General features: G+C 45.3%; 21 protein-coding genes. 19 read left to right on the top strand and 2 right to left on the bottom strand.

What is annotated here, in order from left to right:
* Positions 1-14: 14 nt before the first annotated feature.
* On the top strand, positions 15-164 hold the full coding sequence (locus tag MKY41_RS10350; protein ID WP_340744932.1) for a hypothetical protein: 150 nt from the start codon (positions 15-17) through the stop codon (positions 162-164).
* Between the two features lie 31 nt (positions 165-195).
* Positions 196-1,638, top strand: coding sequence for a sodium:solute symporter family protein (locus MKY41_RS10345; RefSeq protein WP_340744931.1), 1,443 nt, complete (start codon positions 196-198; stop codon positions 1,636-1,638).
* A 346-nt stretch (positions 1,639-1,984) separates the two neighbouring features.
* Here the strand turns inward: MKY41_RS10345 and MKY41_RS10340 are convergent, their stop codons facing one another.
* The gene (locus MKY41_RS10340) at positions 1,985-2,908 is read right to left on the bottom strand and encodes a proline iminopeptidase-family hydrolase (RefSeq protein ID WP_340744930.1); all 924 of its coding nucleotides are present in this window, start codon (positions 2,906-2,908) and stop codon (positions 1,985-1,987) included.
* Between the two features lie 30 nt (positions 2,909-2,938).
* Positions 2,939-3,850, bottom strand: coding sequence for an acetamidase/formamidase family protein (locus MKY41_RS10335; RefSeq protein WP_340744929.1), 912 nt, complete (start codon positions 3,848-3,850; stop codon positions 2,939-2,941).
* 193 nt (positions 3,851-4,043) lie between these two features.
* On the opposite strand from MKY41_RS10335, the gene MKY41_RS10330 reads away from it, so the two are divergent.
* From MKY41_RS10330 to MKY41_RS10250, 17 genes are all read left to right on the top strand, one after another.
* Positions 4,044-5,699, top strand: a complete 1,656-nt coding sequence (locus MKY41_RS10330) for an ABC transporter substrate-binding protein (protein WP_340744928.1) — start codon at positions 4,044-4,046, stop codon at positions 5,697-5,699.
* Positions 5,700-5,850: 151 nt separating this feature from the next.
* On the top strand, positions 5,851-6,645 hold the full coding sequence (locus MKY41_RS10325; RefSeq protein WP_340744927.1) for a sensor histidine kinase: 795 nt from the start codon (positions 5,851-5,853) through the stop codon (positions 6,643-6,645).
* A complete protein-coding gene (locus tag MKY41_RS10320) occupies positions 6,626-7,681 on the top strand; it encodes a response regulator transcription factor (protein ID WP_340744926.1) in 1,056 nt (351 codons plus the stop codon). The genes MKY41_RS10325 and MKY41_RS10320 overlap by 20 nt, the downstream gene beginning before the upstream one ends.
* 6 nt (positions 7,682-7,687) lie before the next feature.
* Entirely contained in the window at positions 7,688-8,833 is a 1,146-nt protein-coding gene (locus tag MKY41_RS10315; protein ID WP_340744925.1) for a hypothetical protein, read from the top strand.
* A 151-nt stretch (positions 8,834-8,984) separates the two neighbouring features.
* Entirely contained in the window at positions 8,985-9,920 is a 936-nt protein-coding gene (locus MKY41_RS10310) for an ABC transporter permease (protein WP_340744924.1), read from the top strand.
* 22 nt (positions 9,921-9,942) lie between these two features.
* Complete coding sequence (locus MKY41_RS10305) at positions 9,943-10,827, top strand: ABC transporter permease (protein WP_340744923.1); 885 nt, start codon at positions 9,943-9,945, stop codon at positions 10,825-10,827.
* A 24-nt stretch (positions 10,828-10,851) separates the two neighbouring features.
* Entirely contained in the window at positions 10,852-11,844 is a 993-nt protein-coding gene (locus tag MKY41_RS10300; protein WP_340744922.1) for an ABC transporter ATP-binding protein, read from the top strand.
* Positions 11,841-12,806, top strand: a complete 966-nt coding sequence (locus MKY41_RS10295) for an ABC transporter ATP-binding protein (RefSeq protein WP_340744921.1) — start codon at positions 11,841-11,843, stop codon at positions 12,804-12,806. The genes MKY41_RS10300 and MKY41_RS10295 overlap by 4 nt, the downstream gene beginning before the upstream one ends.
* 82 nt (positions 12,807-12,888) lie before the next feature.
* On the top strand, positions 12,889-13,968 hold the full coding sequence (locus MKY41_RS10290; RefSeq protein ID WP_340745680.1) for a BPL-N domain-containing protein: 1,080 nt from the start codon (positions 12,889-12,891) through the stop codon (positions 13,966-13,968).
* Positions 13,969-14,871 (top strand): acetamidase/formamidase family protein, encoded by a 903-nt coding sequence (locus MKY41_RS10285; RefSeq protein WP_340744920.1) that lies wholly within the window; start codon positions 13,969-13,971, stop codon positions 14,869-14,871.
* A gap of 278 nt (positions 14,872-15,149) precedes the next feature.
* The gene (locus tag MKY41_RS10280) at positions 15,150-15,815 is read left to right on the top strand and encodes a GntR family transcriptional regulator (protein WP_340744919.1); all 666 of its coding nucleotides are present in this window, start codon (positions 15,150-15,152) and stop codon (positions 15,813-15,815) included.
* Between the two features lie 14 nt (positions 15,816-15,829).
* Positions 15,830-16,570: a creatininase family protein gene (locus tag MKY41_RS10275; protein ID WP_340744918.1), complete on the top strand. Its 741-nt coding sequence runs from the start codon at positions 15,830-15,832 to the stop codon at positions 16,568-16,570.
* Positions 16,557-17,018 (top strand): TRAP transporter small permease, encoded by a 462-nt coding sequence (locus tag MKY41_RS10270; protein WP_340744917.1) that lies wholly within the window; start codon positions 16,557-16,559, stop codon positions 17,016-17,018. Before MKY41_RS10275 ends, MKY41_RS10270 begins: the two co-directional genes overlap by 14 nt.
* A 4-nt stretch (positions 17,019-17,022) precedes the next feature.
* Positions 17,023-18,312 carry a TRAP transporter large permease gene (locus MKY41_RS10265; protein ID WP_340744916.1) on the top strand — a complete coding sequence of 430 codons (1,290 nt, stop codon included), beginning with the start codon at positions 17,023-17,025 and terminating at the stop codon, positions 18,310-18,312.
* Positions 18,313-18,381: 69 nt separating this feature from the next.
* Positions 18,382-19,410 carry a TRAP transporter substrate-binding protein gene (locus MKY41_RS10260; protein WP_340744915.1) on the top strand — a complete coding sequence of 343 codons (1,029 nt, stop codon included), beginning with the start codon at positions 18,382-18,384 and terminating at the stop codon, positions 19,408-19,410.
* Between the two features lie 22 nt (positions 19,411-19,432).
* Complete coding sequence (locus tag MKY41_RS10255) at positions 19,433-20,233, top strand: carbon-nitrogen hydrolase family protein (protein ID WP_340744914.1); 801 nt, start codon at positions 19,433-19,435, stop codon at positions 20,231-20,233.
* Positions 20,234-20,489: 256 nt separating this feature from the next.
* Positions 20,490-23,447 (top strand): S-layer homology domain-containing protein, encoded by a 2,958-nt coding sequence (locus tag MKY41_RS10250; RefSeq protein WP_340744913.1) that lies wholly within the window; start codon positions 20,490-20,492, stop codon positions 23,445-23,447.
* Positions 23,448-23,543 lie beyond the last annotated feature (96 nt).

Raw genomic sequence — 23,543 nt, 5'->3', positions numbered from 1 at the left:
AGGAGGCCTTTCCAATGAAAAAAAGTAGGCAGTTCGATGATACGATTTTGAGCGAAATGGATGAGATCGCGTCTCCTCCCGTTAAGATGATTGGTGCTTTGCTCGTCTTCACTGGTTTAGCCATGGCATACGTATATCTATGGTCCATCGTATTGGGAGGATAACCAAAATTAGCGAGGGAAAGGTGGGTTTTAAATGGCATTGACAATCTTTATCATTTATTTCTTACTGTTGGCCATTATTGGACCACTTGCTGCTAAAAAGATGAGTCGGAAAGATTCCGATGACTATATTTTGGCAGGACGGGCTGTACCGACCTGGCTCGTTACGGGTGGAATTATTGCTACATTGATCAACTCCGCTACATTGCTTGGCTATGGGGGAAGCGGATTTTCGTTGGGCATTTCCGCATATTTTGCTAGTTTAGGGTTTATCGCTATATTAATGTGGATGGGGATTTGGTTTATCCCAAGATTGAGAAGAGCGAATATTGTCACGACTCCCGAACTATTTCATCGGCTATTTGGATGGCAGCATCAAGTAGTCGCCGTCATATTGGTGATGTGCCGGGATGTCGCTGTAACAGCAGGTGCGTCTATCGGTATGGCTGTCGTCCTAAGCTCGGTTTTTGAAATTTCATTGGATATGGCTTTGGTTGTCACTTTACTGGTTACCTTGTTTTTTACAGTGACCGGTGGGATGTGGGCCGTTATGATAACGGATACATTACAAGCGGTTCTCTTGCTAGTAGGGACTACTATTATGATTCCGCTAGGCATCGCTTATATAGGCGGATGGGAATCTTTTATTAATCAGATTCCAACTACACATATTAATGTGTGGAACGCAGGAGGATCACAAAGTTTAGCATGGATTCTTTCGGGAGCGCTTACTTGCGTTGGATATCAAACTTTGATCCAACGGGGATTATCAGCGGAAAGTGATAAAGTTGCAAAGAAATCTTTTTTACTAGGTGGGGGCATTGCGCTAGCATGGTATATGGTTCCATTCCTAGTTGGCGTAGTAGCGGTTGTCATTTTCCCGACAGTGAGTCCGAATGATGCCTTCATGAGCGTCACTACATTATTCGGTTCTATAGGCAGTATTATATTCGCTGTCATTGTAGTAGCTTCGTGTATTTCAACATTAAGTTCTACTGTACTAACTACGGCTTCTAATATTTCGCATGATCTCTACAAACAATGGATCAGGCCAGATGCATCTGAAAAGAGTGTTGTAATGGTTTCACGGATTTCTGTAGTTGCCGTTGCTGTCGTTGGGACATTAATTGGCCGTTCTTTGCCTTATATTTTGGAGTTGTTGCTAACAGGCGGAAGAATTATGGCGGCCTCCCTCGCGCCAGTTCTTGTGGCGGTTGTATTCTGGAGACGGGTTCGAAGAGCGTATTATTCCACGATTGCAGCCATGATCGTTGGTGCCGTTGGGACTATAATAGGTATCATCATAGGCAACCAGGCAGCCAATTCGGTAGAAGGAGGAGTTGTATTTGTATGGGCGCTCGATCCGGTATTAATCGGATTGCCGTTCACATTACTCGTCCTTATTATAGGAACCTTCATAGAGACGAGGCCGTTAAAAAACCGAATACTTAGTTCTGCTGAAAGTTCAGGCACTTGAAAAGTAGTCGGAGAAAAATGTCTAGTTTTTCTCCAACTGCTTTTTTGCTGCTTAAGAAATTATAAAATCTAGGCCCGTGGACAACCTTTGCATTAGGCGTTGTTCACATCTTGCTCCGGGTTTCAGTCTATATGCGCACATAGTGAATATGCCTTAATTTCTGCAAATTTCTCAGTAATTAAGGTGAATCGAACCCTTCGCTGTTCGTTTGGTTGAGTCGTTTCCACACAAGCCCTTGCTTTTTGTTCATATAGCTGCTGGAAAATTAATTTTCGGACAGTTCCTCGTTGCTTAATATAACAAGCTTAACTGCATCTAAGATGTATTGCTGCATGAGTGGTTATTTTTAAGACTGATTAGTCAGAGAACTCATTGGAACTAGACCGAAGGCACTTTCCTCTACATCCCTCACAAACTCTTTGATAAACCCAAAATAAACATCCGCATCATCCCACATGGCAAGATGGCTGCCGTTCGGGCAGATGGCGACGCGGGAATTCGGAATCCTTCTGCCCATTTCTTCTTTATCTTCCACCGCCATCGTGTCGTATTTCGCTCCTAACAGAAGTGTCGGTACTTTGATTTGGTGCAGGTCATCCCAGCGGTCCCAATCTTTGAACGTACCGATGACGACGAATTCATTTGGCCCTTGCATCGTGTTGTACACTTGCGGGTTGATGTTGGAGAGGCCCCGTACAACGCCGTCCGGCCAAGGGTCCAAGCGGCAAATATGTTTCGAGTATAGATGCTCATGGAGCAGCTCTTCATACTCCGGGTTTTGATAATCCTCTTTTTCCTCGTACTTCTCCAGCTGTTTGATGATTTCTACAGGCAACGCATTCCGGAGCTCATTGATTTTTTTGACGTAGGACGGGATGCTGGCGGTCATGTTGGAGATGATTAATCCTTTCAGATGCTGTTGATATTTCAGTGCATATTCAATTGCCAGAAATCCACCCCATGAGGAACCGAACAGATAAAATTGCTCCAATCCAAGTGCTTTCCGAACCTCTTCCACCTCCTCACGGAAACGTTCGATTGTCCATAAGGAAGGATCATCAGGCTGATCAGAATGGTAGGAACCTAACTGGTCATAAAAATAGATCTCGATCCCGGCGTCCGGCAAATAGTCTTGGAACGACTCCAAATACTCATGGGTGCTTCCGGGTCCGCCGTGCAATAGTAGGATTTTGATGGGGCTGTCTCCTACTTTTCGCGTCCATACATGGTATCCGCCGGTGATTGGAATGATCTTTGTACTTCCTGTCATTTCAATTCCTCCTCTTCTTTTTCAAGTTATTCATTGAATCAAAGGTGACATCCCCGCCAACTTCGGCATGCGGAAACGTGCAATGACTTCCAAATCAGACCCTGGATTGGGTTTGCAGCATTGGCATAATTGGACATCCCCCGCAACAGACATGAGCAAATAAGCATCCACCAATGATAAACCCCATTTTTTAGCGAGCAACGTCTGCATATCCTCGCAAGCGATCTGGATGGCGCGATCGGTGCTCGCGTTTGAAGCAACTGTGTACCAACTGTCCTTCGTTTCCACCATCGGCCGAGGAATTGTTTGTCCGCTGATCGTTGTGAGTGTTGTTTCGACTGAAGCGGCGATTTCCACTCCTGTTCCGCAAATCTCACCATCTCCCATGGACGCATGAATATCGCCGAGACCGAATAAGGCTCCTTCGACGTTCACCGGCAAGTAGACGGTCGTCCCTTTTTTGATGACATGGTTGTCCAGATTCCCTCCATGGTCCCCGGGGTACATATTATCGATCCCCTCACCAGCCGGCGCACATCCGATGACACCGATCATTGGCTTCGCTTCAAAGCTGATCTCTTCGTTGAAGTGCACGATTTTGTGATCTTCCACCTTTACGATCTTCGTTTTCGGATCTACTGTGTGGACGAGAATGCCGATGTCGGGCAATGTGCTGATGACTCCCCAGTCTCGTACTTGGATGTCATGGATATCGACTTTCAAAATATTACCGGGCTGTGCACCTTTGACATAGACGGGTCCTGTTGCTGGGTTAACCGCCGAAAAGTCGATTGACGTGACGAGCTGATCTTCGGATTGAATTTGATCGCTGAAACAGTCGAATGTATTGAAAAGCACATTTTCCCCGGATTCGATTGTCAAAGCAGGCGTATTGTCCTTGTCGAACTTGTAGACGGATTGCTCTTTTTGAAGCACGTGCATATGATGAGGCCCCCTTTATTAATAGGTATTTCAGTTGTTGAGGTTAAATTTAGAGTACGCAAAATGGAAAGTCAATAAAGCTTAAAGAATTGATTGAATATTTAAGATACTATGGCAAATTACTTAAACTTTTTGGAGCGGGCAACTGGAATAATATACTCAGGCGTAAAATTATACATGTGGGGGGAAGGCTATGAGGATAACAAAATTTTTATTTTTACTTATGATGTTAGCACTAGCTTCCATTCTAGCGGCATGTTCGGATGACTCGGCTGACGCTGAAAAGAAAGAGGATGGGACAAGTAACGAAGAGAATGCGAGTGCGGATAGCAATGCGGAAGGCGAAGGCAGCGGGGAAGGAGGAACTCTGACTTTTGCATTGCCGGGAGATATCATTGCGCTGGATCCTGCGTTTTCGTACGACTTTGCGACGAATCCGGTCGTGACCCAAATTACGGAAGGGTTGTTGCAGTTTGATGAGAACGGGCAACTGCAGCCATTGCTGGCGAAGTCGTGGGAAGCGGTTGATCCGACAACATATGTCTATCAGATTCGCGACGATGTCAATTTCTCGGATGGCTCGCCGATGACTATTGATGACGTCATATTTTCAATGGAACGCACGATGGATCCGGCTACCGCCTCTTATGTTGGATGGATGTACAGTAATGTGGAATCCATAGAGGCGACAGGGGATTGGGAAGTCACGGTGAAATTGAAGCAGCCGGATATCCTATGGCGCTATGCGGTCGGTACGACAGCTGGCCATATCATCAGCAAAGCGTATTATGAGGAAAATGAAGCGAACTTCGGAAAGCCGGACGGCGGAGTGATGGGGACCGGTCCTTTTGAGTATGTAGAATGGAAAACGGGATCCGAAATCACTTTGAAGAAGAACGAAAATTATTGGGATAAATCGGCTGGTCCTTACTTGGATAAGATCGTCTACAAAATGCTGCCGGAAGGGAATACGGTCGTCACCGGGTTGAAAACGGGCCAAGTGACCGCGACAATCAACTTGCCGCTTGACCTGATCGAAGTTGTCCAAGCGATGGATAATGTGAATATCGATGCCGTCGACAGCTATATGAGCAACTTTGTCGCAATCAACGTCGAGCGGGAGCCGCTCAATGACGTCAACGTTCGAAAAGCTATGAACTATGCGTTGGACAAACAGAAAATCATGGAAAAGATCGTCAAAGATTCAGGCTCACCTGCAAAAGCGGTTCCAGTCGGCCCGGCATTATGGATATTTAACTCGGATTTATGGGAAGAAGCCTATGAAGAGCTTCCGGGCTACGAATATGACATAGAAAAAGCAAAGGAATATTTGGCGAAATCCTCCGTGCCGGATGGATTCAGCGCCACGATCATGACGGAAAGCGACACTTTGAAATTGAATACAGCCCTTGCATTGCAGGCGGCGGTCAAACCATTGGGTATCGATCTGGAGATTGAGAAAGTGACGACGGAGGAAGCCAACACTCGTGCGTTCGGAAACAAAGATTACGATATGATGATGCAGACGTGGGGCGCTGACTTCCCGGACGCTGTTGGAAACTTGCAACCGGTCTTCCATTCAAGCAACAGTGTTGACGGCGGCTCCAACTTCTCCAAATATAGCAATAGTGAAGTTGACAAATACTTGGACGAGCAAGTCGCTTTGACGGATGACAAAGAAAGAACGGAACTGATGATCAAAGCTGAAAAGATCATCGCTGAAGATACTCCATGGATCATGATCGACCATCCGAAGCAAATGTTCGTCGCGAACACGGATGTCGAGGGTTACACGATGAAAGCCATGTGGTATTGGGATTCGTTCTTGAAAGACGTTAAATTCAAATAAGGCAAAGGGCGAGGGTTAATACCTTCGTCCTTTTTATTGAAATGAAATTTCTACTGGGAAAAAGCTTGTCTTCTAAAGTCCTATAGTAATATATCCTCATGTCAGTTATAATAATTACAACATTCAGAAAAGTGAGAGAGGATGATGTGCAATGATCTTGTCGCAACCATTGTTCACCTTTCTCATTGTGCTTGGGATTGTCGGGGGAATCGGCAGTTTATCGACGCTTGTTTCGTTATTGATTGTCGAAAAGGAGAATGACTATTTGAAGATGGAGAAAAGGAAAAACGATCTGGAATATCTATTGAAGGATGCCCAGATCAGCAATCTCACCTCGCAAATTCATCCCCACTTCCTCTTCAACTCGTTGAATACGATCACCTCTCTGATCCGATTGGACAAGAATGACGACGCAGTCAGTTCGATCCAAGCGATTTCCACTCTGCTCCGCTATACGCTGCGGGACTCTCAGCAGCTCGTTAGTGTGGAGGAAGAGCTGAACAGTGTCCAAATGTATTTGCAGATTCAGAAGATGCGATTCGGGAAGCGTTTGGAATGGGAGATAGAGTGTCCGGAAGATTGCGCCAATGTCAAAATCCCAATGCTTTCCATCCAGCCATTGGTGGAGAATGCCTGCAAGCATGGTATCGAACCGAATGTCCGTGGCGGGTTCATCAAAATCACCATTGAGAAGGGGGAGGATTTTACAATCCGCATCCATGACAACGGAGTAGGCATTTCTCAACAAATCATCGGCCAGTTCAACAACTGGAAACGAGATCGAGTCAAATCGGCCATTCTTGGAATTGGCATTGTGAACACGTACGAACGCATCCAACATTTCTATGGCGAGAAGAGCGATTTGACGATCAAGAATATGCAGAATGGCACAGTCTGTTCCATCAGTATAAGGGGGGAAGGACTTTATGAGGATCTTGCTAGTTGATGACGAACCATTGGAATTGCAGACTTTGGAGAAAATGATCAAAGACATCGGCGACTACGAAATCCACAAAGCCGAAAATGGATTAGAGGCGATTGACCAACTTCAGTCCAATAAAATGGATATCGTTTTTCTGGATATTAAAATGCCTGGTATGAACGGACTGGAAGTTCTGAATGAAATACACCGGCATTGGCCCGATACGATTGTTTCCATCATCTCCGCCTTCGATGATTTCAATTATGCCCAAAGAGCAATGGAGCATGGAGCGGTCGGCTATTTACTAAAACCGTTCACAGAAGATCAATTCAAGAAGCTTTTTGGCAAAATGGAAGCACTCTTTACCGAATGGAATGAAAAGCGGGCGTTTATCATTCAATCTATCATTGAACGTAGCCTTTTTTCGGAAAGCAATTTGTCCGATGAAGAAGCGATGGACAACTTAAGTTTCCTGCCGGAGGCCATGTTCGTCATCCAAAATAATAATTGCAATTGGATAAATCAAATCGCTCATACCCAAAAGGATATCAAACTGCTCAAATCCCCTCAGGACATTAACGAATTTACGTTATTGCTGACATTGAGAAGCCATTCATCCTACATTACCGATCAGATCTTGCTGCATAACTTAAACTCCCCGGATCAAATCTTATATGGCTATGGGGAAAGCAGGTCAATGAAAGCCGCCTATGCACAAGCGATCCGGGACTATCATGAAAGGAATCGTTCCACCTTCCATCTGTTCCTGCATTACATCAGGGAAAATTATGATAAGAATATCAGCTTGACCGACGCGGCGAAGACTGTTCATGTAAGCTCCTCCCATCTGAACAGATTGCTGAAGAAGGAATATGGGAAGACCTTTACCGAGATCTTACTGGATATCCGAATTGAACGAGCGAAAGAGCTTCTTCTGAAAAATTACAATGTGGAAGTCGTTTCGGATATGGTCGGATTTAATAGCGCAGCTTATTTCGCAGTCTGTTTCAAGAAGTTCACGGGTGTATCCCCGAGCAAATATCGCAGTGAAGTGAGCTGAGCCGGAATGGCTTCCAATATCATTTATCTGCTACTTCCTTTAATGACGCCTCTTGCTTTTTTCCTTGCTGCGCAGATTACGTATGATCATGGGGTACTGGGGCTGCTGGGTTACTCCAGCATGTGGGCATTGTCGTTCATCGCCTTTTATTTTACACAGAACCGGAAACCTGTCGCAATACAGGACCCTATCTTAAGAAGTGCGATTAAGGGAGTTTACATTATTGAAGTCATCTTTTGCATTTTCCTCGTCTTGAAGATCATTTTAACGGAAACGGACTTTATCTATATGACGCTCATCCATATCATCTTGATGGCGACCGTGCCGCTATTCGTCTTTTATCTATATAAATTCAATCCGAAGTTGGTCGCCGTCGCAACAGTTCTGCTCGGCATCGCTATTTCGTTTTTGATTCCGACTCTCGTGTATTTGAAAGTCAGTATTCCTACGGTCTATTCGGGAATCCATTTCCTTTACACGGAATTGTTGAGATTTGACCGGCCTGCTACTTGGTTGCTCGTAGCCAGCCTCGGAATCCTATTGGTGGCTCGCCAGTATTTATATAGGATGGTGGATATCCATCATAAAGAACAAGCACGCTTTGTCCCCTACCTGATTGCGGCTATCATTTCCTCCATTGTCATGATTTCGTTCGGAGCGATTTCATTTCTCGGTCGGGCGCAGGCGGTTTTGCCGGATCTTAGCGACCGGGTGAGCATCCAGGTGATCAATCGCTTCGGCGGACAGTTCGCCCAGATCCTTTTCATGTCGATCACCATTTTTATGATCTTTTTCATTTTCATCAAATTATGGGAGTCCGTGAAGGGCGGATCCAACAAGTCTAATCTATTGCTGATTGGAATTTGTATACTGATTCCGGGACTGGTTGTGCCCTATGCGAACATCACTTTGCTGGATGCTTTTCTTTATTTCGGACTGTTCTGGTCCCCTCTATGCGGGTTGATCGCCGTGCCGGTTTCCTCTATCTATCAAACGAGAATCAGTTTCATTTTCGGTCTCTGTATCGGCTTGTTGGTTGGACTGGTTTTTACGATTCCGCTGGGCATACTCGGAGGGGCCTGCAGTTCCTTCCTATTAGCCGCTGTCCTCATCCTATTCGGTCCAGTCGAACAGAAGAACTTTCAATTGTAAGGGTACCCGCCCTTACTTTTTTTATTTTATATCGAAATGAATCATATATTGAAGATAAATTGGTCAAATATTTAAAAAGTTTGTTCGTCAGAAAAGTAAAATGGATAGTAAGAATGATTACATTGACATTTCTTATGGGAGGTGTGCCGATATGGTTTCTTACATTCTAAGAAGATTGCTGTTGCTTATCCCGATATTATTCCTCGCCTCTGTCCTCGTATTCGGGATGTCCCACTTGAGTAAGACGGACCCTGCATTGGTGATGGTAGGCGGAAAGCAGACTTCGCCGGAAGTGCTGGAGAACATTCGGGTGAAATATCATCTGAATGAACCTGTCTGGAAGCAGTATCTGATCTGGGCAGGCAACGCCGTCAAAGGGGACCTCGGTGAGAGCTTCAAGATGAAGCAGTCCGTCAGCGGAATGATTGCGGAGCGGTTGCCGTTGACGATTCAATTGGTTGTCATGAGTACGATTATTACGATATTGCTGGCAATCCCGCTCGGTATCATTGCAGCTGTGAAAAAGAATACATGGGTCGATTATTTGGCCTCGCTCATTTCCCTGGTGGGCGTTTCATCCCCAGTGTTTTTCACCGGGGTGCTTGCTGTCATGTTATTTTCATACAAGTTGGATCTCCTACCCGCCTTCGGGACAGGCGATAACTTCATGGAAAACTTCAAATATCTGTTGCTCCCGTCCTTGGCGTTGGGCATCAATATGCTGGCGCTGAGCTCCCGTATCACCCGAAGCGGGATGATAGAGGCGTTGGGGACCAATTATATTGAAACGGCGGTCGCCAAAGGGATTCCGAAAAGGGTCATTGTGCTAAAGCATGCTTTCAAGAACGCCCTCATCCCCTTATTGACTGTGACTGGGCTGCAGCTTGGCTTCCTCATTGTCGGGACGGTCCTTGTCGAGTATACATTCGGCTTGGGCGGGATTGGAAGTCTGATTGTGCACGCGGTGCAGTCGAGCGATTATCCTCTCGTACAGGGAACAACTATTTTTCTCGTCATTTTTTTCCTCTTGATGAACTTGGTTGTCGATGTCCTGTATGCGGTCATTGACCCGAGGATACGTTATTAACTTGGTGGAGGTGTGAGTCAGCATGAGCCAAACCGGTGTAGTGGGAAGGAAACCGATGATCCGGACGAGAAGAAAGGGTCTTTTGCAATCATCATTTTTTAAAAATTATCTTGCGGTTGCAGCGGGATTTGTTATTTTGCTCATCGTCCTGGCCGCTATCTTCGCGCCGGCGATTGCGCCGTATGATCCGAATGAACAGGACTTGTTGATGTCCCTCGAGCCGGCGTCCAAAGAGCATTTCTTTGGTACGGACCAACAGGGGCGAGACATCTTCAGCAGAATTCTATATGGAGCAAGGACAACGCTTTTAGGAGCGCTTGGAGTGGTCGGGATCGCCACGCTGATCGGTGTGCCGTTGGGTTTGATTGCCGGCTATTATGGAGGCAGGATCGACAGCCTCATCACTCGGACATTTGACGTCATTCTTGCATTTCCAGCTTTATTGCTCGCATTTATCATTGTTGCGGTCTTTGGGAAAGGTTTGGAGAATGCTGTCATTGCCCTAGGAATCGTGTACATACCGATGATTGCGCGGTTGGTGCGGTCTGTCACATTGGTCGAGAGGGAGCAGACCTACGTGGAGGCGGCGCGGAATCTTGGATTTTCCAATAGTCGGATCATGTTCCGGCATATCTTGCCGAACTGTATTTCTCCGATTGTCGTGCAGGCGACCATTGACTTGGCTTATGCCATTTTGGACCTTGCTGCGTTGAGCTTCCTCGGTTTGGGTGTCCAGCCGCCGACTGCCGACTGGGGTGCCATGTTGGAAGAAGGGCGCGAGTATTTATTGATTTCATCCAATACAGCGATATTTTCTGGTTTCGCCATCATGATCACAGTCATATCCTTCAACCTTTTTGGCGACGGTCTACAGCAGCATTTTGATCCGAAACAGCGGAAAGTATAAAGGTTTGATCATAGGGGGATAGCGATGAATAATTTACTGACAGTCCATAATTTATCAACGAAGTTCAAGACAGAGCGCGGAATTGCACACGCTGTCCGATTTGTGAATTTCTCGATTGATGTTGGCGAGATCATGGGACTCGTCGGGGAAAGTGGTAGTGGAAAAAGCGTGACCGCCAAATCGATCATGCGCCTCATCGACAGATCGAAAGGACAGATTTCTGGTGAAATCTTGCTGGAAGGCGAGAATCTTCTTTTGAAAAAGGAGAAGGCAATGCAGTCGATACGCGGGAACAGTGTGTCCATGATCTTTCAGGATCCGATGTCATCCTTGAATCCGCTCTACTCGGTTGGAGAGCAGATTGCCGAAGTGTATCGTTATCATAAGAAGATGAACAAGAAGGCTGCAAAAGAAGCGACAATCCGATTGATGGAGCAGATTGGCATTCCGGCAGCGGAAAAGCGCTACAGCCAATTTCCCCATGAGTTCAGCGGCGGAATGCTGCAACGGGTTATGATTGCAATCGCTCTTGCCTGCAATCCGAAACTTCTCATAGCCGACGAGCCGACGACCGCATTGGACGTCACAATCCAGGCGCAAATATTGCGGCTCCTCAAACGTCTGCAAGGAGAGTTTGATATGGGTATCCTCATGATCACGCATGATTTGGGTGTTGTTGCGGAAATATGCGATCGGGTATCCGTCATGTACGCGGGCGAAATCGTGGAGAGCGGAGATGTCGAAACGATTTTCCAAGCACCGATGCATCCGTATACACTCGGTCTGATTGCGTCTATCCCGAAACTAGGCAGCAAGACAAAAATGCTAAGTCCGATTGAGGGTGCGCCACCCGACCTGCATGGGGAACTGAAAGGCTGCCCGTTTGCGGAACGATGCGCATACAAAACTGATCTATGCCTGGAAGAGTCGCCGGAACTTCGGGAAGTGGAAGAGAAACATAGCGTAGCTTGTCATCATGTGGAGTCGATCTTCCAGCAAGGGAGGCAATACGCATGAGCCAGGTCGTCTTGAAAGTGGAAAACTTAAATAAGCATTTTCCGACGGGAAAGCGCAATCTGCTTGGGAAGCATACACAAACGCTCAAAGCAGTGGACGGGGTTTCATTTGAAATCAAAGAAGGGGAAATCTTCGGGCTGGTCGGGGAGAGCGGATGCGGGAAATCGACTTTGGGGCGCTGTATTACGAGAATCGTCGATCCAAGTACTGGCACGATCCACTTTAATGGGGAGGAGATTACGAACTCGGGTCCGGATCGATTGAAGGAGTTAAGGCGGCAAATGCAGATGGTGTTCCAAAATCCGCATTCCTCGTTGAATCCGAGGATGACCATCCGGCAAACTTTTTCTGAGATACTGAAAGTGCACCGTTTGGCGAAAGGGAAAGAACAGGAGCGGATGGAGGAGATCCTGACGCTCGTCGGATTGCCGGCTGACGCATTGGATCGCCATCCGCATGAATTCAGCGGTGGGCAACTGCAGCGAATCGTCATTGCACGTGCCCTTTTAGTGGAGCCCCAGTTCATCATGGCGGATGAGCCGGTTTCAGCACTGGATGTCTCTGTTCAAGCGCAAATATTGAACTTGCTCGTGACATTAAAAGAGGAATTGTCATTGACGATTCTGTTCGTTGCCCATGATTTAAGCGTGGTTGAGCATATAAGCGATCGGGTAGGCGTCATGTATTTAGGGCAAATCGTGGAGATGGCGGATGTGGATAACTTATATCAAAACACATTGCATCCATATACATTGGCGTTAATGGCGGCCATCCCGGTTCCCGATCCGACCGTCAAAAAGGAGTATGAAGTAATAGAAGGGGATTTGCCGAGTCCGATCGACTTACCGGCCGGTTGCCGATTTGCCGGCCGATGCCCTTCCGCCATGGCGGTTTGCCAAGAACAGAACCCGTCGTTGAAAGAAGTGAATCCCGGCCATTTTGTTGCATGCCATTTGTATTAGGGTGCCAGGCACTCAAACGATTCTGAATTGTTTGAGTGCCTGGCACCGTCACAGCGTAAGGGGGGAATATCCATTGTATCAAGTGATACCGATGACCCGGCTTGGGCAGGAATCGTACCAGCCGAGGCGGTCATCCATTTATAAGCAGTTGAATCAGATCCTGTTGGAAGGTAAAGAAGTCCAGCAAGTCAAAAAGAAGACACGCTTCGCCACTGAACGGTTTCCGGAAGGTCATTTATTCTTTCCCGGGTCCTTCCTATTGGCTAGTGAAGTTGAAATGAAAGATGCTCGGATGGACCGGGCGGAATCAGTGCCGTCTGATAATTTAGCACCCTTGAAGTTGGCGAAAAAAATCGCGTTTCTGGATGGGCAAAACTGTGCCACTTTCTGTTCCGACCCATTCCGCCTCTACTTCGATGCTTACGGGGTGCCTGTCGACTGGTTGACGGATGAGGATGTCCGGCTCGGAAAGCTGGAAAACTATGATCTGCTCATCGTTCCGGGCGGTCCGGACGCTGGCGAGTCTTATTATGAGGGATTGGGCGAGAAAGGCTATGAGGAAATCCGCCATTTTGTTCAGCGGGGCGGCATGTATTTAGGTTCTTGCGCGGGAAGTTATTTTCCTCTGTCGGCAGAGCGAGGTACAACCCAAAGTGACGTTTGGTTGAATATGATTGAAGCGACGGATGAGTTTGGGCTAGACTATTGGAGAACAGGAACCGGCTTTGTTCGGATCGAATTTGAAGACGTGGACCATCCGGTTGCCAGGAGTCTGGCATTGGGTGAGCCGAGTACGATGGACGTCATTTATTGGGAGGGACCGGCTTTTTCCCTTCTGGATGATTCGAATGTCAATGTGATTGCACGCTACAAGAACTTCTTGGCATCCGGCACTTCCCGGCCATCCTGGTCACTGGAAAATAATCAAATTGCAAAAGATGCGATGGAGTGGTCCAATCCATTGACGCAGGAACGGTTCGAACATCATTTAAAAGGATACCCCGCCATCGTGGAAGCTTCTTATGGGAAAGGGCATATGGTTTTATTGTCCCCGCATGCTGAATTTGGAACATGTGGGACGGAACATGCCATGGCGGATAATCCGAATTATGTGTTATTGATGAACAGCATTTATTATTTATCTTCTAAAGGGGGAGTATAAATGGTAACAGTAAGTTGCTCAACAGGAATCATTTATGAATTCAATAAGGATAACCCGCCGATTCAAGAGGTGGATTCCGGCACGACATTGACAATCCAGACATATGATTGTTTTCAGAATCAAATCCAGACACCGGAAACTGAAGTGACGGCTATCGATTGGAATAAGATCAATCCAGCCACGGGCCCGATTTACGTGAAGGATGCGATGCCAGGGGACATTTTGAAAGTGAAAATCGAGAAGATTGAAATCGGTGACCAAGGCGTCATGGTGGTCGGCCCTGATTTAGGGGTGATGGGGCACAGCATTGAAAAGATGACATCTAAGATTTTGCCAATCAAAGACGGCAAAGTTCACTTCAATAATATCGCGTTGCCTGTGAATAAAATGATTGGTGTCATCGGCGTGGCTCCTGAAGGGGAAGGGGTCAACTGCGGAACCCCTGGAGCACACGGGGGGAATATGGACAACAAAATGGTGACAGAGGGCGCCACTCTCTACTTCCCGGTATTTGCAGAAGGTGCGCTGTTTGGTTTGGGCGATTTGCACGGCGCAATGGGCGATGGCGAAGTAAGTGTATCGGGCGTGGAAGTACCGGGCGAAGTAACCGTTACCTTGGAAGTCATTAAAGGACAGTCCCTCCGTCACCCAATGCTCGAAAACGACGAAGTGTTCACCCAGATCGTCTCCGCCGAAACCTTGGACGAAGCCGCGAAACTTGCGACATCCGAAATGATCGAACTGATTGTCCAAAAGTCCGGAATGCCACTGGAAGAAGTGACGATGTTGATGAGCGCTGCAGGTCAGTCCGAGATTTGTCAAATCGTCGATCCGTTGATGACAGCGAGATTCGTTGTGCCGAAATGGTTGTTGGCGGAGATGGGAGTTTTGTTGATTCGTTAAGGATGGCTTAGTTGGTTGCCGATGCAATTTTAGCACTACTCTTTTTCAGATTTGTGGAGGTACCAATTGAATACACAGTCAAAGCCTTGCGGAGATTTTTTCTCCACAGGGCTTTTTCGTGTTTACGCTCCATTCCAAGGACTTCATGATACTGCGATAAATGCTTGGCATGCGAGTAAAAGTATCCGTAGTGTGAAATTATAATTAAATGTTTATCGAAATGTATTGACAATTTTCAATAGCGCTTGTATTGTATAAATACAGGTTGTATACAAGTTGTGTTCATCCTGTATTGGGGAGGTGATACTATCCGAAAATCCAATGCAAAGACTTCATTGAAAGACATTGCGTATAAAAAAATTAAGGACATCATCATGGAAGGGGAAGAAGAATTCACATCAGAGAGTAGCTTGGTTGCTTTATTAAATATGAGCAGGACGCCGATTCGCGATGCGTTGCATCGATTAGAAACGGAGGGGTTTTTAAAAATCTACTCCAATCAAGGAATTTATTTTTGGAATCCTACTCCTATCGAAAAAAATGAGTTATTTGATTTGAGGATTGCGATAGAAACATATTCCATCCGCCAGGTACCGGAGTTTACTGAAGAACATATCGACTATCTTAAGAAGAATGTTGAAAATCAACATTTGGCGATTATAAATGAGGATTATTCGTTCTTTAATGAATTGGATATGGACTTTCACCAATATTTGCTTGAGGTGAATGGAAACTCACAATTTTTAAGGAATTATAGGAATTGTCGAGAAAGACTTATGACGGTTAGAACGGCGAAGCACTTATTAAAATCTCAGATTGATTCTATTAAAGAATTGATTGAGGACCATATGAGGATTGTAGAAGCTCTCAATAAAGATTCTCAATCAATTAGCGCGAAACTGCTCGAGGAACATATTACAAAAGGGAAAGTCCCGATATTTTAAAGGAGAGATTTATTATGACGGTATTATTAAAAAATATGAGCTGGAAAAACTTTGTGAAAGCTAAAGAGAAAACAGACCTTGTAATCATTCCAACAGGAGCGTTTGAAGTGTATGGCCCACATTTGCCACTCGGTTCGGATTCTTTGGTGGCTGTTAAAATCTCAGAGTTGGTTGCTCAAAAAACAGGCGCGATTGTGGGACCTTTGATGGAGGTTGGAGATTCTTCCATGCTCGACGACTTCCCAGGAACAATTACGATCCGTCCGGAAAGTTTTAAAAGTTATTTATGGGATATTATTGTGAGCTTGAAAAAATGGGGATTCAAAGACTTCCTCTTTGTCAATAATCATGTCGGCAATGTTCCGGTTATCGATCAATTATCCCGTGATTTGCAAAGAGATGAAGAGATGCGTTGTGCTCAAATCGACTATTGGCGATTTGTACAAACATTGGACAAGGGTATTGTGGAGACGGAATTCCCTCATGGTCATGCAAGTGAAGCAGGAACTTCCATCTTGCAATATCTATACCCTGAACACTGTGATATGGCATTAGTACTTGACGAGGCTCCTACCTATACGAATGAGTTCCCGGAAATTATTCAGTATCCTAAGTACGGTGATTTAAGTGTATCTGGAACCATCGGCCATGCAACTGCCGGAACACCGGAGAAAGGAAAACAACTAGTTGATCGCTCTGTGGAAAGGATTGTCCAATTTTTAGAAGAAAGTTGGGGGTACAGTGCAGAAGATTAATAAAACACTTGAAGGGATCTCCGCCCTTTTACTCATCATATTGACTGCCATTGTAACGATTCAAATATTTGCAAGGGCTGCTTCCCTTTCACTTCCTTGGTCGGAAGAGTTAGCAAGACAAGTATTGATCGCCTTCTCATTCTTGGGCGGGGCACTAGCCTACTATAAAGGCGGCGAGCTTAAAATTACAATGTTAATTGACCTGTTTCCGAAAACATTAAGAAAGTGGAATGATCTCATCATCGCTATTCTTTCCGTGATCGTTTCATTAATTGTGTTATATAGTGGAATGCTGTTTTTGAAAGATATTTGGGGTACTCCAACGGTTGCATTACGTTGGAATAAAGGGATATTTTTCTTGGCCATACCGATTAGTTTCCTTCTTATCTTTTTAAAGCTATCTCAAAATTTAGTGAGTATGTTTAAACCAAAGGGAATGCAGAGGTGATGAAATGTTAGTTGCTCTTTTTATCTCGCTTTTTGTGTTATTGCTTTTGGGAATGGATATTTCCCTGGTCATGCTAGGCAGTGCAGCAATTGTCGTTTATTTAAGTCAGTTCAGTGACTTCCCTCTGTTTATCCAAACCATTTCCCAGCACATTTTCAGCGGAATCGACAAGTTTAGTTTTACCGCAATCCCTCTATTTATTTTAGCTGGAGAGATTATGAATAGAGGAATGATTACGGATAAATTGGTGAATTTTTCACAAGCTTTTCTGGGACATGTTCCGGGGGGATTAGGCCAAACAGGAGTGGGACTGAATGTGGTCATGGCAGGAATGTCCGGATCAGCGGTTGCCGATTGTGCTGCGACTGGAAGTATACTCATCCCAGCAATGGAAAAAGAGGGTTATAAACCTGAGCGAGCTGCGGCCATCATAGCTAATGCTTCCACCATTGGGCCTGTATTTCCTCCGAGTATACCAATGATTATAATCGGTTCTATCGCTGGGCTTTCGGTTGGTAAGCTGTTTATCGCTGGTATTGTACCAGGCCTATTAATGGGTATTGCATTGATGATTTATATTTATTTCCATGCTAAAAAAGCGGGAATGGAAATTAAACGAAAATCGACGATGCGGGAGAAATGGATTGCCACCAAAAATGCCATTTTGGCTCTACTGTTACCGATCATCATAATCGGGAGTATTATTTTTGGGATTGCGAGTCCTACCGAATCGGCAGTACTAGGTGTTCTTTACGCGTTGTTTATTACAATATTCGTGTACCGTACTTTAACATTAAAAAGTTTTTACCAAACGCTGATCGCAGCTTCTGTTTCCGCAGGCGTGATCATGGTCGTTTCAGCAGCAGGTGTACTTTTTGGTTGGCTTGCTACGTATTACAATTTAGGACAAACTGTTCATAACCTGCTGTTTTCATTAAGCGACAATATGTTCGTCGTTCTTATTGTAGTCAATATCATGCTTTTAATTTTAGGCATGGTGTTGGAAGCCATTCCGATCATTTTACTATCAGTGCCTGTTTTATTACCGATATTGACCGATTTAGGTCTTGATCCGATCCATGCATCCATGATTATTGTTGTAAACCTGATGATAGGTCTCGTCACTCCGCCGGTTGGCCTGCATTTATTTATCACGGCATCGATAGCAAAAGTTCCAATAACATCAGTCATTCGAGAATCTACTCCATTTATGTTGGTCCTTTTAATAGTATTAGCGCTTGTCACATTTGTTCCAGGCATTTCTATGTTCTTGCCTAACTACTTAATGAAATAAAGAAAGAGTGCAATGTTCTTTTACTACAATAGTTAGATAACTAACAGCATATTACGAGGAGTGAACGTTATGAAGCTTTTCCATAAATTTTTTGCGACTGTTCTTTTGATTGGTGTGTTGGCGGGATGTTCTCAATCCAATGCCGGTTCTGATTCCAATTCGACTTCCGGCGGTTCAGCGTCAAAAGATACGATTAAAATGAGATCTGCGGATGTCGTCGATCAAAACAGCCCTTATACGATTGGGATGATGCAACTTGCGGAAGACGTCAGTAATGCTACTGATGGTAAAATCACAATTGAGCATTTTCATTCGGGTCAATTAGGCTCTGATGCAGAGATCTTTGACTCGGTTAAGCAAGGAAGTATTGATATTGCTTTGCAAGGCGCCATTCCCGGAAGTGAGGTTGCGGGAGCATTTTATATCCCTTATTTATTCGAAGATGCGGATCATTTAAAAGCCGTTATTCAAGGCGAGCCGGCTGAAAAGATTAAAGCATTAATTGAAGCAGAGACGGGAGTTAAAGTAATAGGGTTTGTTCCATTTGCCACAAGAATGTTAACTACAAAAGGAGTAGAAGTAAATACTCCAGAAGATTTAAAAGGATTGAAAATTCGTGTTCCGGAAACTCCAGCTGTGGTGACAGGATGGAAGGACCTAGGGGCGAACCCAACGCCAATTTCCTTTGGTGAATTATTTACATCATTGCAAACAGGCGTTGTAGATGGTCAAGAAAACCCTTATGAAATTATTTACAATAACAGTTTTTATGAAGTACAAGATACGATCAATAAAACGTACCACAACTTCCCTGTTCGTACATTGATTATGAACAAGAAAAGATACGACTCACTTTCTGCAGATGAAAAAAGTCTGTTAGAAGAAAAATGGGCTGAGGTTTCAGAGGAAATTGACAAGCTTTACAGCGAACAAGAAGCGGAATATATTACAAAATTAGAAGAAGCAGGCATGAAGTTTGTTGATTCTGATATCGAGAGTTTTAAAAAAGCATCAGAAGAAACAACAGCTAAACTTGCTACAGAAATTTTCGGTGCGGAGTTGTATGAAGAAATGAAGGCTCTAGGGAACTCAAAATAAATTGACATAGGGGGCTTCTTACATGTTAGTGTCAGCCATTCAATTAAATTCGAATCAAAATAAACAAGAAAACTTAGAGAAAGCAATTCATTACATTGAACAAGCGGCAGAAGCTGGGGCTAAACTTATCGTTTTACCTGAGTATGCCAATTATATTAGCAGTAAAAGGGAAGCGCTTGCAGCTGCGGAGCCTATTCCTGGCCCGTCCACTCAGTTGTTGATGGAGAAAGCAAAGGAACTCCAGGTGTTCATCCATTGTGGAAGTATGTTGGAATACTTGGATTCTGAAAAGGCCTATAATACTAGTGTCCTGATCAATGATCAAGGGGAAATTGTTGCAAAGTATCGTAAAATCCACCTATTTGATATTGACGTGGAAGGCGTGGCTACTTATAAGGAGTCTGACTTAATCCAAGGCGGCGAAGAAGTTGTCATGGCAGAAACTCCTATTGGTAACATTGGTTTAAGTATTTGCTATGATGTCCGGTTCCCTGAACTTTACAGAAAGTTAATGCTCCAAGGGGCGGAAATTATAACGATTCCGGCCGCATTTAATCAAAGCACGGGAATTCACCATTGGGAAACGCTTTTAAAGGCAAGAGCTATTGAAAATCAGTGCTATGTCATAGCTCCTGGACAAATCGGATCGTATGAAGGAAATCCTACGTTTGGTAGTTCCATGATTATCGATCCGTGGGGGATGGTGATTGCACGGGCATCTGATATGGAAGGGTTTATCGTTGCGGAAGTGCAACAAGACTATATCAAGAGACTAAGACAGCAATTACCTTGTTTGAAAAACCGAAAACCTGCTGTGTATTAACATACCGAAGAATTTGTATAGAGGCCTATGATTGAGGAAGCAATCATAGGCTTTTTTCTGCTCTATATTTTATCTTGGGACCAGGGAAGTGCGTCGGGTACGTTAGACATTACCCAAAAATTCCAATCCATCTACATTTATAGTATTCTATTAATAGAGTCAGTCCCGCAGTCCATGAGGGATAGAAGAATAGGTGGACGCATTTGAGTGGGGTATTAATGGAAGTACGATTATGAAACTACAGGGGGTCATAATGATGAGAAAAGGAAGCTATCCAAAAGTGTTCAAGGCGACGTTGGCAACTGCGGCCGCTGCGGTCGTTACGGTTGCACCTGTACATACGAAGGCGGAAAGTCCGACATTTACCGATGTGCGGGACATTCCAAGTCACCATTTTTATGAAGCGGTGATGAAATACACAGCGGCTGAGATGATGAGCGGATATCCGGATGGGACGTTCAAGCCAGGCCAGAACATCACCCGTCAGGATGCTGCCAAATTGTTGGCGTTAGTGTTGGAGTTGGATACGGTGAATGTCAAGGATCCTGGGTTCACCGATGTTCGGAAAACGAGCCCTTACTACGGCTATATTGCCGCACTTGTGGAAGCGGGCATCATTTCGGGATATGAGGACAATACATTCCGCCCGGCTGCTAGTCTAACGCGTGCGCAAATGGCGAAGATCATTGTGCTTGGATTTGAATTGGACGATCCAAAAACGACTTCTCTTCCATTTAAAGATATCAATAATAAGCAATGGCATATGGAATTTGTCCGGGCGCTGTATGCTAATGAAATCACAACGGGGACGACACCGACGACATTCTCGCCGAATGCGCTTGTCACACGCGGACAGATGGCTTCTTTTGTCTTCCGTAGTGAAGCGTTCTTGACACCGAAAGTGGATGAAGATCAAGTCGCGGTCGAAGCGGCAGCCGGACAATTGAAGGACGGTTCCGTAAATGTTTCAAAGGGATCTTTCGCTACGGATGAAACCAAATTGGCGGCTGTTCGACAATATGCTTCTTCCTTGATTACCGAAAAAGGGGTTGCTGCTGAAGTATCGGAAGGGAAAACTGCGGGCACTTATTTGGTGACCTTGACAAAAGGGGAAGCAAAAATTGAAAAAACGCTTTCGATCACATTTGAATTTAGCACAGATGATCGTTTCGTAACGGATGTCAAAGCTATTAACGCTAAGCAAGTGGAAGTGAAGTTTTCCACACCTGTCGTGAAATCAACGGTTTTGGATTCCTCCAATACGGTTCGAAATCTTGTATTCACTATGGTGACCGGTGCGACAGTGAACCCTGGACAGCTTACTGGTTCCCTATCGGAAGATGGCAAGACATTGACCATCACAGCAAATTGGATTTTTGATGGCGAATATGCTTTCAAATCGACAGACGCAGTACAAGCCGTATCTGGCGGGAAGTTCGAAGAATACACGACGATTGTTAAAGCAAAAGATGATGTGGCTCCTAAACTCGTTTCCGGATCCGCTACAGCGAAAACCTCGACAAATTCGTTTGCAATCTTATTTGATGAGCCGGTCAGTGCATCTGGTGTAATTGCGCATGTCAATGATACCGCTGCGACGGTGGCCAATGATCCTCAAAATCCGAATCTTTTACAGGTTACGTCGGGGAAAGCGGTTCCGGCAGGCACGACGGCCAAGATCAAGTTGTTGAATGTCAAAGACTATAATCAGAACTTCGTCTCCCCGAATCCGGTGGAAACTTCCGTGACGATTGAAACGGATACCGTGGCGCCGACTGTAACCGACCTAAAGGTGGTCGGGGAAAATCAGTTGGAGCTGATATACGATAAAGCGATGAACATCGCTTCATTCCAAGGGAAAGCCCGTCTCGTCCATTCGAATGGAACGGTGACGAATCTGGTCGCTACAGCCGGAAAGGATGCTAAAACCGTTGTGTTGACAGGTCCCGTTCTAACTTACGGCAGTTCGTATCATGCCATTCTATTTGTTGATGCGGACGTTAAGGATACAGTCGGAAATAGTGCAGCCTTGTATTCAACGAACGTAACGCTTGAAAAGGATACAATGCCACCTGCATTCACTATGGTTGAATATAAAGACGGCAAGATTATCGCAAACTTTACGAAAGATATTGCGGCCGGTGGAAACAATGCCGTGACAGTTATTGATCAGAGGACTGGAGTCGCTACACCGATCACCCTGAACTATAACCGCTCGCAAAATGCGGTCATTGCCAACCGTACCTTGACCATCCATCATTCCTTGCCAAATGGTACGTATCAATTACGGCTTCCGGCGAATACGGTCGTTGATAAAGCGAGCATCCCGAATTCCAACGCAATTGCGGCCCAGACATTCTTGGTGGAAAATACAGCCACTTATGATAATACCCGGCCAGTCGTGAGTCCGGTCACCAATGTTTCGGCAAGACCTGGAAACGCTCCGGGTGCCGAACAAACGGCAACTTATACGGCCATCGACGCCGACAGTGGAGTGAATTTGGCGACGGTTCAGGACATCAATAATTATACATGGGATGGCAAAGCATTACCGAACGGTTCCTATGTCACCACCGCCATCACAGGATCCGCCGACCGGGCTACATCGGTTGTCGTCACGGTCCATGTGCCATCCGCGGGAATTCCGACAACTAAAACGGCGACGATGACAGTCAATAATATTCGCGATAATGCCGGAAACACCATTGCGTCACCGGGGTACGGCGATGTGACATTTGTCAGCGGAATCCAACCGGAACTCAACCATGCTGCCATCGCATCGAATGGCACTTCACTTCTGCTCGGTTTCAATAAAGCGGTCCAGCCATTGGATCCGTATGATTTTGAAATTACGTTGAATGGGCAAGTGGTACACACAAGTTCCGTCGCGGTTGCCTCCTCCAACACAGAAGCGAACGCTTTTGTGGCAAATATCCGAGCTTCCGTGGCAGACAATGTTTGGCTGAATGGAAGAACAAATGACGTAATTTATCTGGACACGAACGGAAATGGTCGATATGATAATGGGGATTTGACGCTGGAATTGGTGGATTCCTCTTCCTATAACCGTGATTTGAGCAATTATGTCAATGTGAATCTGCATTCCAATTACGTGTATGGCTTAAAGGTCAGGCTGGTCCAAGATACTGTATCTCCAGTGCAGGACATGCAAGGGAATTATGCGTTGTTCAATCGGGAGATTGTAGTGAAGTAATTAGGTTAAATGTACTTACAAATAATCAAGAAAGCACCTCACACAATTAGTCCCTGTGTGAGGTGCATTTTGTATTTGAGACTATCGAGCCGTCAC

Origin of the sequence: Sporosarcina sp. FSL W7-1349 (assembly GCF_038003045.1) — a bacterium.
GTDB lineage: Bacteria > Bacillota > Bacilli > Bacillales_A > Planococcaceae > Sporosarcina.
This window is presented reverse-complemented; position numbering and strand designations above follow the sequence as displayed.